The 22,040-nt window shown below is 67.5% G+C and carries 17 protein-coding genes; 8 read left to right on the top strand and 9 right to left on the bottom strand.

Annotation, left to right across the window (positions count from 1 at the left end):
* Window position 1: 1 nt before the first annotated feature.
* Complete coding sequence (locus AC5P7I_RS10965; RefSeq protein ID WP_197621109.1) at window positions 2-2,071, top strand: EAL domain-containing response regulator; 2,070 nt, start codon at window positions 2-4, stop codon at window positions 2,069-2,071.
* Window positions 2,072-2,185: 114 nt separating this feature from the next.
* Here AC5P7I_RS10965 and fabV read toward each other — a convergent pair whose 3' ends face one another.
* The 6 genes from fabV to queA form a co-directional block, all read right to left on the bottom strand.
* Window positions 2,186-3,445 (bottom strand): enoyl-ACP reductase FabV, encoded by a 1,260-nt coding sequence (fabV, locus tag AC5P7I_RS10960; protein WP_041863324.1) that lies wholly within the window; start codon window positions 3,443-3,445, stop codon window positions 2,186-2,188.
* A 721-nt stretch (window positions 3,446-4,166) separates the two neighbouring features.
* Window positions 4,167-5,147 (bottom strand): protein translocase subunit SecF, encoded by a 981-nt coding sequence (gene secF / locus AC5P7I_RS10955; protein ID WP_014646828.1) that lies wholly within the window; start codon window positions 5,145-5,147, stop codon window positions 4,167-4,169.
* A gap of 16 nt (window positions 5,148-5,163) precedes the next feature.
* The gene (gene secD, locus AC5P7I_RS10950; RefSeq protein WP_046430175.1) at window positions 5,164-7,020 is read right to left on the bottom strand and encodes a protein translocase subunit SecD; all 1,857 of its coding nucleotides are present in this window, start codon (window positions 7,018-7,020) and stop codon (window positions 5,164-5,166) included.
* Window positions 7,021-7,081: 61 nt separating this feature from the next.
* Window positions 7,082-7,426 (bottom strand): preprotein translocase subunit YajC, encoded by a 345-nt coding sequence (gene yajC, locus AC5P7I_RS10945; RefSeq protein ID WP_014036867.1) that lies wholly within the window; start codon window positions 7,424-7,426, stop codon window positions 7,082-7,084.
* A 133-nt stretch (window positions 7,427-7,559) separates the two neighbouring features.
* Window positions 7,560-8,690 (bottom strand): tRNA guanosine(34) transglycosylase Tgt, encoded by a 1,131-nt coding sequence (gene tgt / locus AC5P7I_RS10940; RefSeq protein ID WP_014646826.1) that lies wholly within the window; start codon window positions 8,688-8,690, stop codon window positions 7,560-7,562.
* Window positions 8,691-8,788: 98 nt separating this feature from the next.
* Window positions 8,789-9,856, bottom strand: a complete 1,068-nt coding sequence (gene queA / locus AC5P7I_RS10935) for a tRNA preQ1(34) S-adenosylmethionine ribosyltransferase-isomerase QueA (RefSeq protein ID WP_014646825.1) — start codon at window positions 9,854-9,856, stop codon at window positions 8,789-8,791.
* Between the two features lie 209 nt (window positions 9,857-10,065).
* On the opposite strand from queA, the gene AC5P7I_RS10930 reads away from it, so the two are divergent.
* Window positions 10,066-11,562, top strand: a complete 1,497-nt coding sequence (locus AC5P7I_RS10930) for an aminotransferase class III-fold pyridoxal phosphate-dependent enzyme (RefSeq protein WP_049408221.1) — start codon at window positions 10,066-10,068, stop codon at window positions 11,560-11,562.
* A gap of 193 nt (window positions 11,563-11,755) precedes the next feature.
* Window positions 11,756-12,349 (top strand): LOG family protein, encoded by a 594-nt coding sequence (locus tag AC5P7I_RS10925; RefSeq protein WP_014036864.1) that lies wholly within the window; start codon window positions 11,756-11,758, stop codon window positions 12,347-12,349.
* Window positions 12,350-12,368: 19 nt separating this feature from the next.
* Here the strand turns inward: AC5P7I_RS10925 and AC5P7I_RS10920 are convergent, their stop codons facing one another.
* Complete coding sequence (locus AC5P7I_RS10920) at window positions 12,369-15,209, bottom strand: bifunctional diguanylate cyclase/phosphodiesterase (protein WP_046430168.1); 2,841 nt, start codon at window positions 15,207-15,209, stop codon at window positions 12,369-12,371.
* 247 nt (window positions 15,210-15,456) lie between these two features.
* Between AC5P7I_RS10920 and AC5P7I_RS10915 the strand changes: the two genes are divergently transcribed.
* From AC5P7I_RS10915 to AC5P7I_RS10895, 5 genes are all read left to right on the top strand, one after another.
* Window positions 15,457-15,975: an RNA polymerase sigma factor gene (locus AC5P7I_RS10915; RefSeq protein WP_229653773.1), complete on the top strand. Its 519-nt coding sequence runs from the start codon at window positions 15,457-15,459 to the stop codon at window positions 15,973-15,975.
* Window positions 15,972-16,970 carry a hypothetical protein gene (locus AC5P7I_RS10910; RefSeq protein WP_164233055.1) on the top strand — a complete coding sequence of 333 codons (999 nt, stop codon included), beginning with the start codon at window positions 15,972-15,974 and terminating at the stop codon, window positions 16,968-16,970. The genes AC5P7I_RS10915 and AC5P7I_RS10910 overlap by 4 nt, the downstream gene beginning before the upstream one ends.
* Window positions 16,971-17,010: 40 nt before the next feature.
* Entirely contained in the window at window positions 17,011-17,607 is a 597-nt protein-coding gene (locus AC5P7I_RS10905; RefSeq protein ID WP_032960562.1) for an IMPACT family protein, read from the top strand.
* Window positions 17,600-19,372, top strand: coding sequence for an ABC transporter transmembrane domain-containing protein (locus AC5P7I_RS10900; protein ID WP_046430164.1), 1,773 nt, complete (start codon window positions 17,600-17,602; stop codon window positions 19,370-19,372). The genes AC5P7I_RS10905 and AC5P7I_RS10900 overlap by 8 nt, the downstream gene beginning before the upstream one ends.
* A 70-nt stretch (window positions 19,373-19,442) precedes the next feature.
* Window positions 19,443-19,637, top strand: a complete 195-nt coding sequence (locus tag AC5P7I_RS10895; protein ID WP_014646818.1) for a hypothetical protein — start codon at window positions 19,443-19,445, stop codon at window positions 19,635-19,637.
* Between the two features lie 219 nt (window positions 19,638-19,856).
* Here the strand turns inward: AC5P7I_RS10895 and AC5P7I_RS10890 are convergent, their stop codons facing one another.
* Together AC5P7I_RS10890 and pdxY are read right to left on the bottom strand one after the other, a co-directional pair.
* Entirely contained in the window at window positions 19,857-20,981 is a 1,125-nt protein-coding gene (locus tag AC5P7I_RS10890) for a prephenate dehydrogenase (protein ID WP_032960565.1), read from the bottom strand.
* Complete coding sequence (gene pdxY / locus AC5P7I_RS10885; protein WP_014646816.1) at window positions 20,978-21,886, bottom strand: pyridoxal kinase; 909 nt, start codon at window positions 21,884-21,886, stop codon at window positions 20,978-20,980. Before pdxY ends, AC5P7I_RS10890 begins: the two co-directional genes overlap by 4 nt.
* Window positions 21,887-22,040 lie beyond the last annotated feature (154 nt).

Raw genomic sequence — 22,040 nt, 5'->3', positions numbered from 1 at the left:
CATGCAGAACGCGAACGACATCACCATCCGCCTGCTGATCGTCGATGACAGCGGCGAGAATGCCGAAGCCATCGTCAGCACCCTGCGCAACAGCGGCATCGCGGTACGCCCGTGGCGCCCGCAGGATGCGGCCGAGCTGGCCCAGGTGCTGGCCAGCCAGGCCATCGACCTGGTGCTGGCCTCGCCTTCGCAGGGCATCCCGCTGCAGCTGGCGGCCCAGCACATCGCCGCCAGCGGCAAGGACATCCCGCTGGTGCTGCTGGCCGAGCGCATCGACGAGGACGAACTGGTGCAGGCCAGCAGCCATGGCATCCGCGCCCTCGCCCTGCGCCAGCGCCCCGAGCATCTGCTCGCCGTGGTCCGCGACCAGTGGGTCGACCTGCAGGCGCGTCGCGGCCTGCGCCGGATCGAGGCGCAGATGCGCGAGACCGAGCGCCGCTGCGACGCGCTGATCGCCTCCTCGCGCGACCCCATCGCCTATGTGCATGAAGGCATGCACATCCGCGCCAACGACGCCTATCTGGAGATGTTCGGCTACGAGCATTTCGAGGACATCGAAGGCATTTCGCTGCTGGACATGGTCGCCGCCCAGCACGTGGAGGGCTTCAAACAGCTGCTCAAAGGCCTCAGCCGTGGCGAGGCGCCGCCGCCGCAGTACCAGCTCGACGCGCGCCACGAGGACGGCAGTTCCTTCCCGGCGACGATGGAATTTGCCGCGGCCACCTACGAGGGCGAGTCCTGCCTGCAGGTGGTGCTCCGCCGCCGCATGGAGTTCGACCCCGAGCTGGCACGCGAGGTCGAGGACCTGCGCCAGCGCGACCAGGTCACCGGCCTGCTCAATCGCCCGACCTTCATGCTGCAGCTGGAAAGCGCGGTGGCCCAGGCCGGGCGCAGCGAGGGTCAGTTCGGCCTGCTGCTGATCGAGCCTGACCACTACGCGCGCCTGCTGCCGGATATCGGCCTGGCGTCGGCCGACATCCTGATCGGTGCCCTCGCCGCCCTGCTGGCCGAGGTGGTCGGCGAGGACGCGCAACTGGCCCGCTTCGGCGAACACAATTTCGCCGTGCTGCAGGCCGGGCCCTACGCGCAGACCGTGGCGCTGGCCGAGCGCATCCGCGAAGCCTATGCCGCACATGTCTTCAGCATCGGCGCACGCTCGGCCACGGTGACGGTCAGCATCGGTGGCGTGCAGGTGGGCGAGAAGATCGCCAGCATCGGCCAGGTGCTGGCGCGCGCCAGCGACTGCACCCAGGCCGCCGCCGAACTGGGCAACACCTGCCGCATCTTCGACCCGGCTGCCGCCGACCGTGTCGAGGAAGAACGCGTACAGCGCTGGGTTGCGCGCATCCGCGAGGCGCTGGCCGGCGACGGCTTCCAGCTGCACTACCAGCCGGTGCTGAACCTGCAGGGCGAGCCACTGGAGCTGTACGAGGCCTACCTGCGCCTGGAGAACAATGGCGAGCTGCTGAGCCCGACCGCGTTCCTGGGCATCGCCGAGGAACACGGCCTGTTGGCCGACATCAACCGCTGGGTGGTCTCGCAGGCCATCGCGGTGCTCGGCCAGCGGGCACGCGAGGGCAACGCCACCCAGGTGCTGGTGAAGGTGACGCCGGAATCGTTCGAGGACCCGCAGATGATCGCCACGCTGCGCCGCGAACTGCAGGCACAGGGCGTGCCCGGCGAACGGCTATGGCTGCATGCGCCGGAAGCGAAGGTTTTCACCCACCTGCGCAGTGCGCAGCAGTTCCTAGCCGAAGTGGCGCCGCTGGGCTGCCGCATCGGCCTGGAGCAGTTCGGTTCGGGGCTGGATTCATTCCAGCTGCTGGCCCACTTCCAGCCGCAGTTCCTCAAGCTGGACCGGGGCTTCACCAGCGACCTGGCCGCCACGCGCGAGAACATCGACCGCATCAGCCAGATCACCGCGCGCGCACAGGAAGCGGGTATCCGCACCATTGCCGAGTTCGTCAGCGATGCCAACTCGATGACGCTGCTGTTCAGTGCCGGCGTGGATTACGTGCAGGGCGACTTCGTCGGCCCGGCGCTGCCGGAGATGGGCTTCGAGTTCGGGTGACGCCTCTCTGTAGAGCCGAGCCACGCTCGGCTGCGGGACTCAAGCGAAGAGCAGCCGAGCATGGCTCGGCTCTACACAAACGAGAAGGCCGGCGTTCGCCGGCCTTTTCGTTGATCAGGTCATGTCGACCAGATTTTCGATCTTCACGTCCGGATTGACGTCGGCCTCGTAGTCCACGCCCTCCACGCCGAAGCCGAACAGGCGCAGGAAGTCGGCCTTGTAGCCGGCCAGATCGCTGATCTCGTACAGGTTCTCGTTGGTCACCTGCGGCCACAGCGCGACCACCCTGCCCTGCACATCTGCGGCCATTTCCTTGTAATCGGCGCGCAGGCGGCCTTCCTCATCGATCAGCGCAACGGTGCGGCCATCGCCATCGACCAGGTCGTGGCGCAGGCGATCGATCGCCACGCCGTCGGCCTTGCCGCCGTAGAGGATGTCGTACAGCACGTCCAGCTGTTCGATGCAGCCTTCGTGGGTGCCCTTTTCCTTCATCACCTTGAACAGCAGCGACAGGTACAGCGGCATGGTCGGAATGGCCGAGCTGGCCTGGGTCACCACCGCCTTCAGCACCGATACGCGTGCATCGCCACCGATCTTGGCCAGCTTCTCGCGCAGGCCCAGCACCTTGGTGTCCAGGTCCTTCTTGGCCGCACCGATCGAGCCATTCCAGTAGATCGCCTGGGTGATCTCTTCGCCCACGTAGGTGAAGGCGGTGGTGGTGCAGCCGTTGGCCAGCACGCCGGCATCGGCGAGCGCGTCGATCCACATCTGCCAGTCTTCGCCGCCCATCACCGCGACGGTACCGGCGATCTCTTCCGGGGTAGCCGGCTGCAGGTGGGTCTCGGTCAGCACTTCCTTGTCGGTATCCAGGCCACGCAGGGTGATCGGCTCGCCGATCGGCTTCAGCGAGGAGCTGATGATCTCGCCGGTCTTCGGATGCTTGCGGCGCGGCGCCGCCAGGCTGTAGACAACCTGGTCGACCTGGCCGAGATCGGCCTTGATCATTTCGATGGTCTTCGCCTTCACTTCATCGGAGAAGGCATCGCCGTTGATGCTCTTGGCATACAGGCCGGCTTCGTCGGCGTACTTGTGGAACGCAGCCGAGTTGTACCAGCCCGCCGTGCCCGGCTTGGTCTCGCTGCCCGGCCGTTCGAAGAAGATGCCGAGGGTGGCGGCGCCACTGCCAAAGGCAGCGGTGATGCGCGCGGCCAGGCCGTAGCCGGTCGAGGCACCGATCACCAGCACCCGCTTGGGACCGTTCTGGATCGGTGGGCGCGCGCGGATGTAGTCGATCTGCTGCTTGACCGCGGCCTCGCAGCCGGTCGGGTGGGTGGTGACGCAGATGAAGCCGCGGACGCGCGGTTTGATGACCATGGATACCTCGGGTTGGCAGATGCGGCGCACGGGGCGCTCAGCAGGAATACGGGCGCGCGCCTGCGCGCGCGAACCGCAGGATCGTAGTGCGCGGGGGACGATTGCACAACCGACGCTGGCGTAGGGTGAGGTTTGTTTTGCAGGGTTGCACCCTGCACACGCGGTAGTGCCGGCCGCTGGCCGGCAACCTCAACAGCAGCGTCAAAAGCTGGGTTCCTGTGGGTTGGCGGGGTGGATCCGGTTGCGGGGGGCGCTGCAAGTACGTCCATGTAAGCTCGGTCGCCGCATCCATGCGGCTCACGCCCCCGCAACCGGACCCACCCCGCCTTCGACAGATTTCCGCGACCTGTCGGGACAGCATTCTTCTCTGGTGGGTGTCGACCTTGGTCGACACGGTAGATCTGATTCCAGTCTGATTATCGATATCTGACAGATGTGTCGACCAAGGTCGACACCTACCAACAGCCGCAGGAATCTGTCAGAGGCGGGGCGGTGTCGGAGTGCGGGGTGTCAGCCGCATGGATGCGGCTGCCAAGCCTACACGGACGTACTTGCGGCGTCCCCGCACTCCGACACCGTCCCGCCCAACCACGGAATGCACTCTGTTGCTGTTGCTGTTGCCGGCCAGCGGCCGGCACTACCGTGGGTGCAGGGCTGCAAGCCCTGCACACAAAAAACCCCGCTTGCGCGGGGTTCTCTGTGTGCCGCATGCAGCAGATGCTTACGGGCGACGGGCCAGGGCCTCGACGTCCTTCGCCTTCGGCAGCAGGTCCTGCTTGCTGACGCGCAGGAAGCCGATCGTCAGCATCGGCACCGCGACCAGGATCGAGGACAGCACCACGATCACCGCACCGATCATGTGCGTCTCGGCCAGGCCTTCCATCGACGCACCGCCGTACAGGTACAGGGCAAGCGCCGACAGGAAGAACATCACCGCGGTGATCACCGTACGCGACAGCGTCTGGTTGATCGAACGGTTCAGCACCTCCATCGAGTCCACGCGCAGGCTGCGGAAGTTCTCGCGGACGCGGTCGAACACCACGATGATGTCGTTGATCGCAAAGCCCATCACCGACAGCAGGCCGGCCAGCACGGTCAGGTCGAACTCACGGCCCAGCAGGGACACGTAGGCGACCGTCACGATCAGGTCGAACATCGCCACGATGCTGGCGGTGACCGCGAACTTCCATTCGAAGCGCACCGCGATGTAGATCAGGAAGCCGGCCAGCATGAAGATGGTGGCGTACAGGCCGTTCTTCGCCAGGTCCTTGCCGATCTGCGGGCCGACGAATGCGGTACTCATCACCGTGGCCTGGTTGTCGGCGCTGGACAGCACCTTCACCACGGCCGCGGCGGTGGCCTTGTCCTCGGCAGCGGCATCACCGGTGCCCGGCGCATGCTCGCCGTGCGGCGCCAGGCGGATCAGCAGGTCGGTATTGCCACCGACGCTCTGCACCTGGGCACCGTCGAAGCCGTTCTGCTCCAGCTTGGCGCGGACCTGCTCGACGTCCACGGCCTTCTCGAAACGCGTTTCGATCAGGGTGCCGCCGGTGAAGTCCAGTGCGTAGTTGAAGCCCTTGATGCCGATGATGGCGACCGAGGCCAGGAACACCACGATGGTGACTGCCATGGCGACATGGCGCCAGCGCATGAAGTCGATCTTGGTGTCGTTCGGGAGGATGTGCAGCGGAAACAGTTTCATTGTGCGTGTCGTCCCGTCAGATGGCCACGTTCTGGAGCTTCTTGCGACGGCCGTAGATCAGCGTCGCCAGCGCACGCGACACGGTGATCGCAGTGAACATGGAGGCGAAAATACCGATGATCATGGTCAGCGCGAAGCCCTTCAGCGGACCGGTACCGAATGCGAACAGCGCCACGCCGACGATCAGGCCGGTCAGGTTGGCGTCGAGGATGGTGCCCGAGGCACGCTCGTAACCGGTCACGATCGCGGTCTTGCCCGGCACGCCGGCGCGCAGTTCTTCACGGATACGCTCGTTGATCAGCACGTTGGCGTCCACCGACAGGCCCACCGACAACGCCAGGCCGGCGAAGCCCGGCAGGGTCATGGTGGCGCCGAACAGCGACATCACCGCCACCACGATCAGCAGGTTGAACAGCATCGCCGCCGAGGTGATCACACCGAACATGCGGTAGTAGATGCTGAAGAACACCAGGGTGAACAGGAACGCGAACACCACCGCGCGCATGCCGTTCTTGACGTTCTCGGCGCCCAGGCTCGGGCCGACCACGCGCTCTTCGACGAAGTCCATCGGCGCGGCCAGCGAGCCGGACTTCAGCAGCTTGGCCAGGTCCTCGGCTTCCTTCTTCTGCAGGCCGGTGGTCTGGAAGTTCTTGCCGAACACGCCATTGATGTTGGCCACCGAGATCACTTCCTCGTTGACCTTGAAGCCACGCACTTCCTGGCCGTCGACGACGGTCACGGTCGGCACGCGTTCGGTGTAGACCACCGCCATCGGCTTGTTCACGTTGGCGCTGGTGAAGTCGAACATGCGCTGGCCGCCGACATTGTTCAGCGTCACGCTGACGGCCGGGGAGCCACTGTTCGAATCGGTCACCGCCTGCGCGCCGACCATCTGGTCACCGGTGACGATCACGCGCTTGTTCAGCAGGATCGGGCCGCGGCCATCACGCTGCTGGTAGACCTTCGCTTCCGGCGGGATGCGGCCGGAATTGATGGCGTCCTGCGCATTGCCCTCGACCACCGCGCGGTACTCCAGGGTGGCGGTGGCGCCGATCATGCGCTTGGCTTCGGCGGTGTCCTGCACGCCCGGCAGCTGCACGACCACACGGTCGGCACCCTGGCGCTGGATGATCGGCTCGGCCACGCCGAGCTGGTTCACGCGGTTGCGCAGGGTGTTGATGTTCTGCTCGATGGCGCCGTTGGCGATCTGCGTGATCTCGGTCTCCGGCACGGTGACCGTGATGCGGTTGCCGCTGACGTCATAGCCGAGCGTCGGCTGTGCCTTGACCAGGGCGGCACGGGCACGCTGCGCGGCGTCGTCACCGGCGGACGGGCTCAGGTTGGCCACGATGCTGTTGTCCGCACGGCGCTCCACCGACTGGTAGGCGATGCGGGCGTCACGCAGGGTGCCGCGCACGTCTTCGGTGTAGGCATCCAGGCGCTTGTCGAGGGCGGCCTTCTGGTCGACCTGCAGCACGAAGTGCACGCCACCCTGAAGGTCCAGGCCGAGCACCATCGGGCGACCGCCCAGCCGGGCCAGCCAGTCCGGCACGGTCGAGGCCAGGTTCAGGGCCACCGTGTACTTCTCGCCGACGGTGTCGCGCAGGGCATCGCTGGCCGCAGACTGCGACTTCAGGTCCGGCAGGCGGACGATCAGGCTTTCCCCTTCCTTTTCGGCACCGATGGCAGTGACCCCGGCCTTCTTCAGGTCGGCCAGCACACGGTCGCGCAGCGCATCGTCGATCTGCCCGCCACGGTTGGCGGTGATCTGGATGGCCGGGTCCTTCTGGTAGATGTTGGGCAGCGCGTACAGCGCACTGAGCGCCAGTACGATCAGGATGACGACGTACTTCCAGCGTGGAAATTCGAGCATTGCTTGGGTCCCGCGCGGCGCCATCCCCGGCGCCGCGGTTGTGCTTCGGAAAGGGAGTGGCTTACTTGGCCGAATCCAGGGTGCCGGTCGGCAGTACGCTGCCGACAGCGCCCTTCTGCACGCGGATGCGCACGTTCTCGGCCACTTCGATGGTGATGAAGTTGTCGCCGATGTCGGTGACCTTGCCGGCGATGCCACCGTTGGTCAGCACTTCGTCGCCACGCTTGATCTTCTCCAGCATGGACTTGTGTTCCTTCTGCCGCTTCATCTGCGGGCGGATCATCAGGAAGTACATGATGGCGATCAGGATGATCGGGAACAGCAGCGTGGTCAGGCCCATGCCCTGCGGTTGGCCGCCGGCGGCCTGGGCGTGGGCGGCGGGAATCAGGAAAGCAAGCAGGTTCATCGTTGGTCCTTTGGTTGGGCGGCGCTCCCGTCCCTTCAGGGACGGGGGTGTCGACCGCGGATCTGGGTCAGCCTTGAAGTATGCCACGGCCCCGGGCGTTCGTCCTTGGGCCGTTTGGCAGGGGGCCTTCGGGTTACAGCGGCGGGGCCACCGCCCCGCGTGCCGCGTAGAAGGACTCACGGAAGGCCAGGAAGGTTCCCGCCTCGATCGCCGCGCGGATGTCGGCCATCAGCTTTTCGTAGTAGAACAGGTTGTGCAGGGTGCCCAGCATCGGCGCCAGCATCTCGTTGCAGCGGTCCAGGTGGCGCAGGTAGGAACGGGTGTAGCCGCCGGTGCAGGCCACGCAGCCACAACCCGGCTCGATCGGGTCCATGTCGCGCGCGTACTGGGAGTTGCGGATGCGGACGGTGCCGAACGAGGTGAAATAGTGGCCGTTGCGGGCGTTGCGGGTCGGCATCACGCAATCGAACATGTCCACGCCACGTGCGACACCCTCGACCAGGTCCTCCGGCCGGCCCACGCCCATCAGGTAGCGCGGGCGGTCGCCCGGCAGCTCCGGGTCCAGGTGGTCGAGCATGGCGTTGCGCTCGTGCTCCGGCTCGCCCACGGCCAGGCCGCCGATGGCGTAGCCGTCGAAGCCGATCGCCTGCAGGGCATCGGCCGAGCGGCTGCGCAGGTCGGTATGCACGCCGCCCTGGACGATGCCGAACAGGGCCGCGTCGTTGCCCAGTTCGTCATGCGCGTTGCGGCTGCGCTGCGCCCAGCGCAGGCTCAACTCCATCGAACGGCGGGCAACGTCCTCGGTGGCCGGGTACGGGGTGCATTCGTCGAAGATCATCACGATGTCCGAATCGAGCACCTTCTGGATCTTCATGCTCTCCTCGGGACCGAGGAAGACCCGTGCGCCGTCGGTCGGCGAGGCGAAGGTCACGCCCTGCTCGGTGATCTTGCGGCGGTGCGCCAGCGAGAACACCTGGAAGCCGCCGGAGTCGGTCAGGATCGGGCCATCCCAGCGGCAGAAGCCGTGCAGGCCGCCGTGGTCAGCGATGATGTCCAGGCCCGGGCGCAGGTACAGGTGGAAGGTATTGCCGAGGATGATCTCGGCGCCCAGCGCGCGCACCTGGTCCGGCAGGATGCCCTTGACCGAGCCATAGGTCCCCACCGGCATGAAGGCCGGCGTTTCCACCGTGCCACGCGGGAAGGTCAGGCGGCCACGGCGGGCACGGCCGTCGCGGGTCTGGAGCTGGAACTGCAGTCGGGACATGGAGCGGTCATTGGGGCAAATAGTTGCCTATTGTCTCCCAAGAAGGCGTGCGCACCAAGGTGCGCACCCACAGGGGGCCCCTGCCCTCCTGGGGCGCGCTACCCCGCCTGCGGGAACAGCAGCATCGCGTCGCCGTAGCTGAAGAAGCGGTAGCGCTGCTCGATCGCGTGCTGGTAGGCCTCGAACACGCGCTCCTTGCCGGCAAACGCGGAGATCATCATCAGCAGCGTGCTTTCCGGCAGGTGGAAGTTGGTCACCATCGCGTCCACGCTGCGGATGCGGTAGCCGGGGGTGATGAAGATCTGCGTCTCGCCGGCGAACGGCAGCAGCTCGCCATCGCGCATCGCGCTTTCCAGCGCGCGCACCACAGTGGTGCCGACGCCGATCACGCGGCCGCCGGCGGCGCGCGTGCGCCGCACCTGCTGCACCAGTTCGGCACCGACATTCAGCCACTCTCGGTGCATCACGTGGTCCTTCAGGTCTTCGGCACGCACCGGCTGGAAGGTGCCCGCGCCCACGTGCAGGGTGACGTGGCCGAACTCCACGCCCTTTTCCTTCAGTGCGGCCAGCAACGGTTCGTCGAAATGCAGGCCCGCGGTCGGTGCCGCCACCGCGCCCACTTCACGCGCGAACACGGTCTGGTAGCGCTCGCGGTCGTCCACGCCCGGCTCGCGCTGGATGTACGGCGGCAGCGGCAGGCGGCCGGCATGCAGCAGCCACTGCTCCAGCGACTCGGGCACGTGGAACTGCAGCACGTAGAACTCGCCATCGCGGCCCAGCACCTCGGCTTCGCCACCGGCATCCAGCGCGATGCGGCTGCCGGCCTTCGGCGACTTGCTGGCGCCCACCTGGGCACGGGCCTGCTGGCCGCCGAGCAAGCGCTCGATCAGGATTTCCACGCGGCCGCCGCTGGCCTTCTGCCCGAACAGGCGCGCCGGGATCACCCGGGTGTCGTTGAACACCAGCAGGTCGCCCGGCTGCAGCAGCGACGGAAGGTCACGCACCTGCAGGTCGGTGAACGCGGCGGGGGCTTGCGGCACCAGCAGCAGGCGGCTGGCGGAGCGCTCGGCCAGGGGCGCCTGCGCGATCAGTTCGGCCGGCAGGTCGTAGTTGAAATCGGACTTCTTCAAGGCAGTGGGCGGCAACAGGTCGACAATGGCGCGCATTGTACGTCCAGCGTCTGCGAGCCGGCGTGCTTCGCGGCGAACGTCGCGCAAAATGCTGCTATGCAGCAGGTTTTTGCGGGGTTATCGCGCAAAAAAACAAGTGCTAGCATCGAGTCGGAAGTCCGCTGCACGAGCCTGCCCCCAAGCGCGCGTTGACGCGCGTTTTGCTTTTGAAGGCCCGTGCGACCCATCGTTTCAGGAGATCTGCAATGAGCTTCATCGAACGCCTCGCCCCCCTGCGCACCCAGCCCGGCACCCGCCTCACCACCGGCCTGGACGACGCCACCCTGACCGCCCTGTCCGTCCGCCACCCGCAGCTGATCGCCGCAGTGGATGCCGCCGCCGAGGAGTTCGCGCGCGTGCAGGCCGACCTGGGGCCGCTGCTGGCGCAGGACGAACAGGCGCAGATCGACGCGATGCAGGACGGCTTCGTCAATTTCTACGCCGATGATGCAGTGACCCCGTACGTGGCGCTGGCCGCGCGTGGCCCCTGGGTGGTCACCCTGAAGGGCGCGGTGCTGTACGACGCCGGCGGCTACGGCATGCTCGGTTTCGGGCACACCCCGGATGCCGTGCTGGAGGCGATGGCACGCCCACAGGTGATGGCCAACATCATGACCCCCAGCCTGTCGCAGCAGCGCTTCATCACGGCCCTGCGCGCCGAGATCGGCCACCGCCGTGGCGGCTGCCCGTTCGCGCGCTTCATGTGCCTGAATTCCGGCTCCGAGGCGGTTGGCCTGGCCGCGCGCATCGCCGACGTCAACGCCAAGCTGCAGACCGACCCGGGCGCGCGCCACGCCGGCGCCACGATCAAGCGCGTGGTGGTCAAGGGCAGCTTCCATGGCCGTACCGACCGCCCTGCCCTGTATTCCGATTCCAGCCGCAAGAGCTACATGCAGCACCTGGCCAGCTACCGCGGCGAGGATTCGGTGATCACCGTGGCGCCGTACGACGAGACCGGCCTGCGCAAGGTGTTCGAGGACGCCGCACGCAACCAGTGGTTCATCGAGGCGGTGTTCCTGGAACCGGTAATGGGCGAAGGCGACCCGGGCCGTTCGGTGCCGCCGGCGTTCTATGCCGTGGCCCGTGAGCTGACCCGTGCGCACGGCAGCCTGCTGCTGCTGGACTCGATCCAGGCTGGTCTGCGCGCGCATGGCGTGCTGTCGGTGGTCGATTACCCGGGCTTCGAAGGCCTGGATCCGCCGGACATGGAGACCTACTCCAAGGCGCTCAACGCCGCGCAGTACCCGCTGTCGGTGCTGGCGGTGACCGAGCACGCCGCGCAGCTGTACCGCAAGGGCATCTACGGCAACACCATGACCAGCAACCCACGCGCGCTGGACGTGGCCTGTGCCACCCTGGCGCAGCTGACCCCGCAGGTGCGTGCCAACATCGCCGAACGCGGTGCCGAGGCCGTGCGCAAGCTGGAACAGCTCAAGAGCGAACTGGGCGGTCTGATCACCAAGGTGCAGGGCACCGGCCTGCTGTTCTCCTGCGAGCTGGCCCCGCAGTTCAAGTGCTACGGCGCCAATTCCACCGAGGAATGGCTGCGCCAGCACGGCATCAACGTGATCCACGGCGGCGAGAATTCGCTGCGCTTCACCCCGCACTTCGGCATGGACAGCGATGAGCTGGACCTGCTGGTCGGCATGGTGGGCCGCGCCCTGCGTGAAGGCCCGCGCCGCGAACAGGCGGCTGCCGCGTAAGCCTGCTTGGCGTTTGTAGAGTCGAGCCATGCTCGACTCAGCCTTTGCCGCGATCTGAACGAAGCGCAGCCGAGCGTGGCTCGGCTCTACAGAAGGCCTGTCAAGGCCTCATAATCCACCGACACCCCGTCCCTGACCGCCCTGCGGTTGGCGACGGGGCGTTTTCGTTTCCGGCCAAGAGACAGGAAGATCCATGAAATCGATCTGTGTGTACTGTGGTTCCAACGCTGGCAGCAAGCCGGCCTACACCGAACGCGCCATTGCCCTGGGTGATCGCATCGCCCGTGACGGCCTGCGCCTGGTGTATGGCGGCGGCAACGTCGGCCTGATGGGAACCGTGGCCAATGCCGTGCTCGCCGCCGGCGGGGAGGTGACCGGCGTGATCCCGCGCCAGCTGGCCGACTGGGAAGTGGCCCACCGCGGCCTGACCGAACTGGAGATCGTCGGTTCGATGCATGAGCGCAAGTCGCGCATGTTCGACCTCGCCGATGGCTTCGTCGCCCTGCCCGGCGGCTTCGGCACCATGGAAGAGATCTTCGAGATGCTGACCTGGCGCCAGCTGGGCATCGGCAACAAGCCATGCGCCTTCCTCGACGTGGAAGGCTTCTACGCCCCCCTGATCGGCATGATCGATCGCATGGTAGAAGAGCGCTTCCTGCATCCGGACCAGCGCCAGGACCTGTGGTACGGCTCGGACATCGAGGAAATGCTGGAGTGGATGCAGAACTATCAGCCGGCCCAGGCTTCCAAGTGGATCGACGAGAAGCGTCGCTCCGCCCTGCGCTGAGGCGACCCGGCGCGGTGGCTCAGGCCACCGCGCCCTCCCACGGCGCCGGACGGCCCAGCAGGTAGCCCTGGCCGTAGTCGCAACCAAGTTCGCGCAGCGTCTGCCGCTGCGCTTCGGTCTCGATGCCTTCGCCGATGGTTTCGATGCCCAAGGTGCGGGCCAGTGACAACACGCCCTCGACCAGCGCGCGCGTGCTCTGCACTTCCGGCCCATGCAGGCCGGCGATGAAGCTCTGGTCGATCTTCAACGTGCTGATCGGGAAGCGGTGCAGGTAGGACAGCGCCGAGAAGCCGGTACCGAAATCGTCCAGCTGCACCTGGATGCCACGCTCGCGCAGGCCCTGCAGGATGCGCAGCGTGTGCGGGCCATCATCCAGCAGCGCCACCTCGGTAATCTCCAGGCGCAGCCGGCGCGGGTCGGCACCGCATGCATCGAGCAGACCGAACAGGCGGCCACTGAACTCGGCCGAGCGGAAATGGCGTGGCGATACGTTCACCGAGACATAGCCGTGGCCGCCTTCGGCCAGTCCCGCGATGACCTGTTCGTAGATCAGCCAGTCGACCTGCTCGATCAGGCCGCTTTCCTCGCCCAGCTCCAGGAACGCCCCGGGCAGCAACAGGCCACGACGCTCGTGGCGCCAGCGCAGCAAGGCCTCGTGCCCCACCACTTCGCCATCGGACAGGCGCACGATCGGCTGGTAGAACGGCACGAAGTCGCGGTTGTTGATCGCACGCCGCAGATCCGCTTCCAGGTCCAGGCTGCGCATCGCTTCTTCGCGCATGTCTTCGTCGAAGATCGCGCAGCGGTCATGACCCTGCGCCTTGGCCCGGTACATCGCCGCGTCTGCGTCGCGCAGCAGTTCTTCACCGGTCCGGTAGCGCGGGTTCCACAAGGCGATGCCCAGGCTGCCGGACGGGAACAGTTCGCGCCCGGCGATCCACATCGATTCCTGCAGTGCCAGCAACAGCCGCTGGCCGAACTCCAGCGCCTGTGCCAGCCCCTGCGGACACTGCAGCAGCACCGCGAACTCATCGCCGCCCAGCCGCGCCACCACGTCATCGGTGCCGGCCATCGATACGATGCGCTTGGCCACCTCCACCAGCATGCGATCGCCGGCAGCGTGGCCGATGCTGTCGTTGACCAGCTTGAAGCGGTCCAGGTCGAGGAACAGCACGGCGAACACCGGCCCACCCTCGCGCTTGGCCAGCGCCAGCGCATCCTGCAGGCGATCGAGCAGGTGCAGGCGGTTGGGCAGGCCGGTCAGCGCATCGTGCATGGCCTGATGGGTCAGGCGCTGCTCGGCACGCAGGCGCTCGCCGATCTGCCCGAGCAGCTTCTCGTTGACCTCGGCCAGCTCGCGGGTACGTTCCTCCACGCGCTTTTCCAGCTCGGCATGCGCCGAACGCAGCTGCTGCTGGTCGCGCTGGCGCGCCAGCCCGGTTCCGATGTTCTGTGCAACGAAGGTCAACAAGCGCTGATCGTGCACGCTGAACGTGCTGTTCTCGCTGTAGCTCTGCACCACGATCGCGCCGACCACCTCGTCATCGCGCAGCAGCGGCACACCCAGCCAGCAATGCGAACGTGCGCCCGATTCGCGCACTTCACCGCTGGCCAGCAGTGCGTCGATCTGCTGCCGCGAAGCCAGCAACGGACGCCGGTTGCGCACTACGTACTCGGTCAGGCCGCGGCTGAACGGGCGTGGCGCACGGCTGGCGTTGTGCTCGTCCACCGAGTAGACGAAGTCCAGGCCGCTGCCGGCCCCGTTCACCAGCGCGATATAGAAATTGCGCGCGTCAAGCAGGCGCCCGACCACGCCATGCACCTGCCCGTAGAACTGGGCCAGGCTGTCGGCCGACATCGCCATCTCGGCGATGTTGTACAGCGCGGTCTGCAGCTGCTCTGCGCGGCGGCGCTCGGCCACTTCATCCTGCAGGCTGTGGTTGGCACGCTGCAGCTCCAGCGTGCGCCGCTCCACCTGCTGTTCCAGCCGGACCTGCGCCTGGCGCCGGTCCATCGCAGTCTGCACGTGCTGCGCGACAAAACCCAGCAGCGCCCGCTCGGCCTCGCCATAACGGGCCGCCAGCTCATAGCTCTGCACCACGATGGCGCCGCATACCCGGCCATCGCGCAGCATCGGCACGCCCAGCCAGTCCAGGCTCTCCGGTCCACGCTGCGGGTCGTGCTCCTGCTCGACCACGCGCGCCAGCAACTCGCGCGAGGGGCCGCTGAGCGGCTTGCCGTGGCGCAGCAACGCCACGGTCAGGCTGCGCGGCATCTCATCGGCGTCATGGCTCTGCGACGGATCGGCGACGAAGTCATCGACCTGGTCGGCGAAGTACAGGAAGCGGATCTGGTCGCGGACATCGTCGTACTCGACGATGTAGCAGTTTTCCGCGTACATCAGCGTGCCAAGCACGCCGTGCACGTGACGCAGCATCTCCGACATCTCCAGGTCGGCGCCAGCCAGATCGGCGATCTGGAACAGCGCCTGCTGCAGCCGTTCAGCTTCTTCCAGCGCCTTGATCTGCCCGGCCTGGCGACCGCGCTGCAACGCCAGCTCCATGGCCTGCCGGGCCAGCCCCCACCACGCCGCTGAAGGCACGGCGCCTTCGACCGACAACTGCAGGCGGGCACCGTCATATTCCCAGCCATGGCAACCGTTGCCCACGCCAGGCACCGTCAACGCGTCGGCCGCCGCGACAGCCGGCCAGCCGCCCTGTCCGCGGCCCAGCTGCGGGTCATCCCAGCCAACGCGGACCACGGCCGAGTCCGGCAGCAGCGCATGCAATGCGCGCACCAGCGCCGTGCTCAGCACGGCCTCGTGTGGTGGCTCTTCCGCCGGTTCAACGTGCGTGGACAAATGACAATCTCTCGGCGCCGTCTGTGCGTCGCCTCCCCTGAGCCGCCGAGCATAGCGCGCCACCCGGGGGGCAATGGAAGCCCGTAAACCCCGAATCGTGCGCCCGTACGTTTTTCCTCCTGCCCGTAGCCGCTTCCACGCCATGAACCTCGCCCTGCCCGCCCCCGTCACCGGCTATGCGCCACCGCCTGCAGGCCTTACCCTGTACGCCGTGGAAGCCAGCGCACTGCCAACCGATGAAGCCTTGATGCTGGCCTGGGCCGGTGGCGACCTGCGCGCGTTCGAAAGCCTGTATGCACGCCATCGCAAGCGCCTGTTCGGCTTCCTGCTGCGGCAACTGCGCGACAACGCGTTGGCCGAGGAGATCTTCCAGGATGTCTGGCAGCGGGTGATCAGCGCGCGCGCGGGCTGGCAGCCTGACGCTGCATTCAGCACCTGGCTGTTCCGCATCGCCCACAACCGCCTGAACGACCACTGGCGGGCCGCTCGCCATCGCCCTGCCGCACCGGCCGACGCCGACCTGCGCCTGGCCGCGATCGAGGACGGGCAGACCCCGGAAGCCGAGCTTTCCGAATTCGAACAACGTCGCCGCATCCAGCTGGCGATGGAGCAACTGCCGCCCGAGCAGCGCGAAGTGCTGCAGCTGCGGCTGGATCAGGAACTGAGCCTGGAGGAGATCGGCCAGATCACCGGCGTAGGCCGGGAAACCGTGAAATCGCGGCTGCGCTATGCGATGGACAAGCTGCGTGCGGGATTGAACGCATGAACCGAGACGAACCGCTGACGCCGGAAGAACGCGAGCTGGCGCGCCTGCTCGGCCGTCGCGTCGAACAGGCCCCGCCGGCCGCGCTGGACGCCACCATCCTGGCCGCGGCGCGCGCTGCCGTGCACGCACCGGTGGCCGATGCTGCTGTCTCCGCCGAGGCGCCGCGCAGGCAGCGCACACGTCCGCGTTGGCCGGCGGTGTTCGGCATCGCCGCCTCGATGGTGTTCGCCATCGGCATCGCCTGGCAGCTGCGCCCGGAACCGCCGCCGGTTCCGGCAGGCGAGGCCGCTGTTGCCGCGGCGCCCGCTGCGGCAGACGTCGCGGCCGCCGATCAGGCCGCTGGGAGCAGTCCAGCCGACAGCGCGGTTGCCGCATCGGAAACGACCACCGAACCTGCAGCACCCGAGGCGGCCCCTGTTGCCGCTCCCCCGGCGCCGTCCGTCGCGCGGGTAGCCAAGCCTGCGCCGACCGAGACTGCTGAAGCTCCGGCCCAGGCTGCACGATCGATGGCGGCGGATGCGGCCGCCGATACGTCCTTTGCGGCGCTCCCGCCTGGTCCGGCCACCGCACCGGCAGCGGCACCGCCCGCGCCTCCCGCACCGGCTGCCTATTCGGCACCTGCACCGGCATTGGCGCCGGCCCCGGCAGGGGCGCTGAAAGCACGCAGCGCCGAGGCGCCAGTGGCCAATGCTGCCGATGCGGAACGGGCGCAGGCACTGGATCGGGTAGAGATCACCTCGATGAAGCGGCAGGCCCCGAGCCGCTCCGCGCCCGGCGTCATGCGCCGGGGCGCCGACGCGCGGCTCAGTGCGGATGCCGTGCAGGCCGAGGTGGACGCCGATGCACAGCTGCCGCGACGGCAGTGGCTGCAGAAGATCCGCGCGCGCCGCGATGACGGCCAGCGCGACCTGGCCCGCGCCAGCCTGGAGCGCTATGTGCAGCAGTATCCGGAAGCGCGCCTGCCGCGCGACCTGCGCCCGCTGCTGGACGACTGAAGCGGGCAGTGACCTCCGGCGACCCCGTAGAATGGCGGGAATGCCCGATACCCTCGCCCAGCCGGTAAGCCACACGCTGGAAGTCAAACACAGCCGCTTCATTGCCCATGCCGCGCCGATCGATGGCGCCGCGGCAGCATTGGCGTTCCTGCAACAGGTGGCCGTAGCCGACGCAACCCACAACTGCTGGGCCTACCGGCACGGCCAGGACTACCGCTCCAGTGACGATGGCGAGCCCGCCGGCACCGCTGGGCGGCCGATCCTGGCTGCGATCGACGGCCAGGGCTTCGACCGGGTGATGGTGGTCGTGACGCGCTGGTTCGGCGGTATCAAGCTGGGCGCCGGTGGACTGGTGCGCGCCTACGGTGGCGCCGCCGCCGAATGCCTGCGTACCGCCCCGCGCTTGCCGCTGGTGGCGATGGCCCGGCTGCAGCTGTTGGCCGGCTTCGAGGATCTGGGCACCCTGCATGCCACCCTTCCCAGCTTCGGCGCCGTGAAGCGCGATGAACAGTTCGATGCCAACGGCGTGTGCCTGCGGGTCGAATTGCCGGCCGATCAGGTCGATGCATTGAAAATCCGCCTGCGCGACGCCACCCGTGACCGTATCCGCATACAAGACGACGACCAGGATGACTGACAAGGACGACGCCCCCGCCTCGGCCCCACCGCTGCGCCGCCTCGGCAGCCTGCGGACGCTGTGGCCGTTCGTGCGCCGCCACAGCGGGCTGTTCACCGCCTGGCTGCTGGCGCTGGCGGTCTCTTCGGCCGCCACGCTGAGCCTGCCCCCCGCCGTGAAGCAGATGATCGACCACGGCTTCACCAGCGGTGGCCAGATCAACCGTGCCTTCGCCCTGCTGATGCTGGTGGCGGTGGTGCTGGCACTGGCAACGGCCGCACGGTTCTTCTTCGTGTCGCTGCTGGGCGAAAAAGTCGTGGCCGACCTGCGCAGCCGCCTGTACGCACACCTGATCCAACTCGGTGCCGGTTTCCATGACCGCAGCCGCAGCGGCGAACTGGTCTCGCGCCTGACCGCTGACAGCGAACTGCTGCGCAGCGTGGTCGGCTCGACCATGTCGGTCGCCCTGCGCAGCAGCGTCACCGTGGTCGGCAGCCTGGCCATGCTGTTCGTCACCAGCCCCAGGCTGGCGGCATGGTCGCTGCTCGGCATCCCACTGGCGGTACTGCCGATCATCATCGGCGCGCGCAAGCTGCGCACGGTTGCACGCAGCAGCCAGGACCGCATCGCCGATGCCAACAGCCTGGCCAGCGAGACGCTGGGCGCCGTGCGCACGGTGCAGGCACATGCACGCGAGCCTTACGAGCGCGGACGCTTCGACAAGGCACTGGGCGATGCCATCGGCGCCGCGCGCCGACGCATCGGTGCGCAGTCGCTGGTCACCGCCAGCGCCATCCTGCTGGTGTTCGGCGCCATCGTTGGCGTGCTGTGGCTGGGCGCGCACGATGTCATCGACGGGCGCCTCAGTGCCGGCACGCTGGGGCAGTTCGTGCTGTACGCGCTGATCGGCGGCGGCTCGGTGGGCGCGCTGGCCGAAGTGTGGAACGAACTGCAGCGTGCAGCCGGTGGCATGGGCCGCATTGGCGAGCTGCTGCAGGAAGACATCGAGATCCGTGCGCCGGCGCAGCCGCACGTTCTGCCGCAACCATTGCGCGGCGAAATCCAGTTCGACGACGTGGTGTTCCACTATCCGCAACGTCCGGACCAGGCCGCGCTGGACCACTTCAACCTGCATGTCCGCCCGGGCGAGACGGTGGCCCTGGTCGGCCCGTCGGGCGCGGGCAAGAGCACGGTGCTGTCGATGCTGCTGCGCTTCCACGATCCGGCCAGCGGCCGCATCTGCGTGGATGGCATCGACGTACGCCAGGTCGATCCGGCCGAGCTGCGCGCGCAGCTGGCGCTGGTGCCGCAGCAGCCGACGCTGTTCGCGGCCAGTGCGCGCGACAACATCCGCTATGGCCGCCTGCAGGCCAGTGACGCCGAGGTCGAAGCTGCCGCGCGTGCGGCCGAGGCCGATGGCTTCCTGCGCGCGTTGCCGCAGGGCTACGACAGTGAGTTGGGCGAACGCGGTGCGCGCCTGTCCGGTGGCCAGCAGCAGCGCGTGGCGATTGCCCGCGCACTGCTGAAGGACGCGCCGATCCTGCTGCTCGATGAAGCCACCAGCGCGCTGGACGCACAGAGCGAGCACAGCGTGCAGCAGGCGCTGGAGCGGCTGATGGCCGGTCGCACCACGGTGGTCATCGCCCACCGCCTGGCCACCGTGCTCAAGGCCGACCGCATCGTGGTGATGGACCAGGGCCGCATCGTGGCCGAAGGTACCCATGCCCAGCTTCTGGCCGAAGGCGGACTTTACGCTGAACTGGCACGACTGCAGTTCATCGATTGATGACGGCCGGCTAACATCGGCCGGACCAAGCTGGCCTCGCATCAGCAGCATCCGCTGAAGGAGGTACGCGATGTCGTTCCGTCAGTTCCCTGCAGTCGACAGCAATGGCGAAAGCCACATCATCATCGAGTTCAAGCCCGAGGCGAATGGCAGCGGGCATCACTCTGAATCCACGCCGCGTTACGAGCTGGATGACGGGCGTCATCTGGTTCGCAATGGCCGCGAATTCACCACCAGCGGCGGCGAACTGCGGTTGATGATCTAGCGCTGCCCACCTTGGTGGGCACTGGCCGTGTCGCCCTGCTCTGGTAGGTGTCGACCTCGGTCGACACGCTCTTTGCCAAGGGCAGTCGAGCAAGGCTCGACTCCACAAGAAGGCGTGATCAATTTTTCACCAAGCATCTTGACAGCCTTTCCTGACAAGGGCTGCGCAGGGTTATCCACACGTTTGCTCAGAAACCATCCACACCGCCTGTGGATGAATTCAGCCCAGCACCCGTCCGATGCCGCTGGCGTCCACGTCGGCCGCGGCCCGGGTGATCGCCGCCGGATCGCTGCCGGCCACGAATCCGATGCGGAAGTGCACTTCACCGCCGGGCGTGCGCGAGGAATGGATCGAAGCCAGGCTGATGCCATGCTGCTCGAACACGTTCAACAGCTCGCGCAGCGAGCCAGGCCGGTCCTCCGGCAGGTGCACCGACAGCGCGTTGCGCTCGGTCAGATCGGCCAGCAGATACCCCACGCGTTCGAACGTGTAGTTGCCATCCGCCAGGGCCTGCTCGCCGAAGGCACTGCGATTGGCTGACAGCAGCTGCTCACGGAATGCAGCCCGTGCGCCGTCGTCGCCCTGTCCGACCTGCACCTGCAGGGCCTGCAGCTGCCCCACCAGCCGCTCCAGCATCGGCGCCACGTACGGGTTGCCGAACTGGATGTCTTCGTAGATCGCCGGATTCAGCGACAGGATGCGCGAGATGATCGCCGTGTCCAGCTCGAACGACGCCGAACGGTACGGCATCATCGCGGCCAGATCGCCCAGCTGCGGCTGGTACTGGCGCAGCACGCCTGCCTGCGCCAGGTGGGTGGCATGCACCATCGCCTGCACCAGCGCCATCATCTGGTCGTGGTGCTGCGGCGTCGCGCGCACGCACTCGGCCTGCAGCGCGGTGCACAGCGTATCGACCCATGCCCGCCAGTGCTGCAGCCGCGCTTCGCAGACCACCATCACCCGCCCCTTCAGGGTCGGCGCCTTGGGTGGCGCGGTCATCGGGTGCAGTCCGACCACTTCGGCCTGCGAGGCCAGCATCGCCTGCACCGGTGCCTCCTTTACCGAGGTCACATCCAGCCACAGCCTGCCCTGCTCGCGGCCCGCCGATTGCCGCACGTACTCGGCGATCAACGCCGGCGTGTGCCGGATCGGTGCCGAGAACACCAGTACATCGGCCTGCGCCAGCAGGTGTTCCGGCGTGTGCGAGTCCGGGTCGGCCGGGTCATGGCCGATCACCTGCAGCTGCAGGTGCTGCTGGAAGAAGCGGCACAGCCAGCGCCCATAGGCACCAGCACTGCCGACGATGCCGACCGTGCGCGGCGTGCGTGGATCCAGGCCGCTCATGCCACGCGTTCAGCGCGGAAGCGCGTTCCTTCGGCCAGCGCCGCCGGCGCGGCAGCGATCACGTCGAACTCCTCGAAGCCGTTGTCCAGGGTCGCCTCCAGCGCCGCATGGGTGCCGGCAATCGCGCGCGAAATCGCCTGCTGCATCGACTCACCGCGCAGCAGGAACGACACCACCAGCGACATCAGCACGTCACCGGTACCGGCCACGTCCACCGGCAGCAGCGGTGAGGTCCAGCGCCAGGTTTCCTCGTGCCCGACCGCCAGGGTGACCAGCTCACCCGGGTTGCCGCCTACGCTGTGCGCGATCACCCAGTGCGGGCCACGATCCAGCAGCGTGCGCGCGGCGGCGATGGCATCGGCCTCGGCCAGTGCCGGCATGCCGGTCAGGCGATTCAGTTCGAAGGCATTGGGCGTCACCAGCCAGGCGTGGGGCAGCAGGCGCTCGGCGAAGATCGCTTCCAGGCCCGGTTCCACGTAGGGTCCGGTATGGGTATCACCGATCACCGGGTCCAGGCAGTAACGCAGCTGTGGGCAGGCCGGCAGGATGTTGTCCAGCCAGTCGGCGAAGGCCGCACCGTTGGCGGTGCTGCCGAAGTAACCGGACACCAGCATCTTCGCCCGCTGCGGCAGGCCACGCTCGTGGGTACCCAGCAGCAGGTCGGCAAACCAGTCGGCGGGCAGCACGCGGCCCCGCGTAGTGTCGTAGAACGGCGCATTGCTCAGCAGCACGGTCGGGATTTCGGCGACGCGCACGCCCAGTGCGCGCATCGGCGGGACGGCGGCACTGTTGCCGGCGTGGCCGTACACAAGTTGCGACTGGACCGAGATGACATCGATCGGCGACGGCCCATCCGGCCGCTGGCGGCGGCCGTGGACCAGGTGGTTATCAAGGGATTCGCTCATGGCCGCATTCTACGCCCAAGGGAGTTTTCGGCAGGGCTTGCAGCCCTGCACCTGCCGAAGGCGAAGCCGAAGCAAGATCAAGAACCGCATTCCGTGGGATGGCGGGGCGGTGTGGGTGGTCAGGACACGCCGTAAACCCCCCTCCGGGGTCCGG

The organism is Stenotrophomonas sp. YJH_SMC_138, assembly GCF_059369855.1.
This window is presented reverse-complemented; position numbering and strand designations above follow the sequence as displayed.

Excerpts from the sequence above, each read along its gene's own strand:
- AC5P7I_RS10965 (WP_197621109.1), top strand. The coding sequence starts at position 2 with ATGCAGAACGCGAACGACATCACCATCCGCCTGCTGATCGTCGATGAC.
- fabV (WP_041863324.1), bottom strand. The coding sequence starts at position 3,445 with ATGGTCATCAAACCGCGCGTCCGCGGCTTCATCTGCGTCACCACCCAC.
- secF (WP_014646828.1), bottom strand. The coding sequence starts at position 5,147 with ATGAAACTGTTTCCGCTGCACATCCTCCCGAACGACACCAAGATCGAC.
- secD (WP_046430175.1), bottom strand. The coding sequence starts at position 7,020 with ATGCTCGAATTTCCACGCTGGAAGTACGTCGTCATCCTGATCGTACTG.
- yajC (WP_014036867.1), bottom strand. The coding sequence starts at position 7,426 with ATGAACCTGCTTGCTTTCCTGATTCCCGCCGCCCACGCCCAGGCCGCC.
- tgt (WP_014646826.1), bottom strand. The coding sequence starts at position 8,690 with ATGTCCCGACTGCAGTTCCAGCTCCAGACCCGCGACGGCCGTGCCCGC.
- queA (WP_014646825.1), bottom strand. The coding sequence starts at position 9,856 with ATGCGCGCCATTGTCGACCTGTTGCCGCCCACTGCCTTGAAGAAGTCC.
- AC5P7I_RS10930 (WP_049408221.1), top strand. The coding sequence starts at position 10,066 with ATGAGCTTCATCGAACGCCTCGCCCCCCTGCGCACCCAGCCCGGCACC.
- AC5P7I_RS10925 (WP_014036864.1), top strand. The coding sequence starts at position 11,756 with ATGAAATCGATCTGTGTGTACTGTGGTTCCAACGCTGGCAGCAAGCCG.
- AC5P7I_RS10915 (WP_229653773.1), top strand. The coding sequence starts at position 15,457 with ATGCTGGCCTGGGCCGGTGGCGACCTGCGCGCGTTCGAAAGCCTGTAT.
- AC5P7I_RS10910 (WP_164233055.1), top strand. The coding sequence starts at position 15,972 with ATGAACCGAGACGAACCGCTGACGCCGGAAGAACGCGAGCTGGCGCGC.
- AC5P7I_RS10905 (WP_032960562.1), top strand. The coding sequence starts at position 17,011 with ATGCCCGATACCCTCGCCCAGCCGGTAAGCCACACGCTGGAAGTCAAA.
- AC5P7I_RS10900 (WP_046430164.1), top strand. The coding sequence starts at position 17,600 with ATGACTGACAAGGACGACGCCCCCGCCTCGGCCCCACCGCTGCGCCGC.
- AC5P7I_RS10895 (WP_014646818.1), top strand. The coding sequence starts at position 19,443 with ATGTCGTTCCGTCAGTTCCCTGCAGTCGACAGCAATGGCGAAAGCCAC.
- AC5P7I_RS10890 (WP_032960565.1), bottom strand. The coding sequence starts at position 20,981 with ATGAGCGGCCTGGATCCACGCACGCCGCGCACGGTCGGCATCGTCGGC.
- pdxY (WP_014646816.1), bottom strand. The coding sequence starts at position 21,886 with ATGAGCGAATCCCTTGATAACCACCTGGTCCACGGCCGCCGCCAGCGG.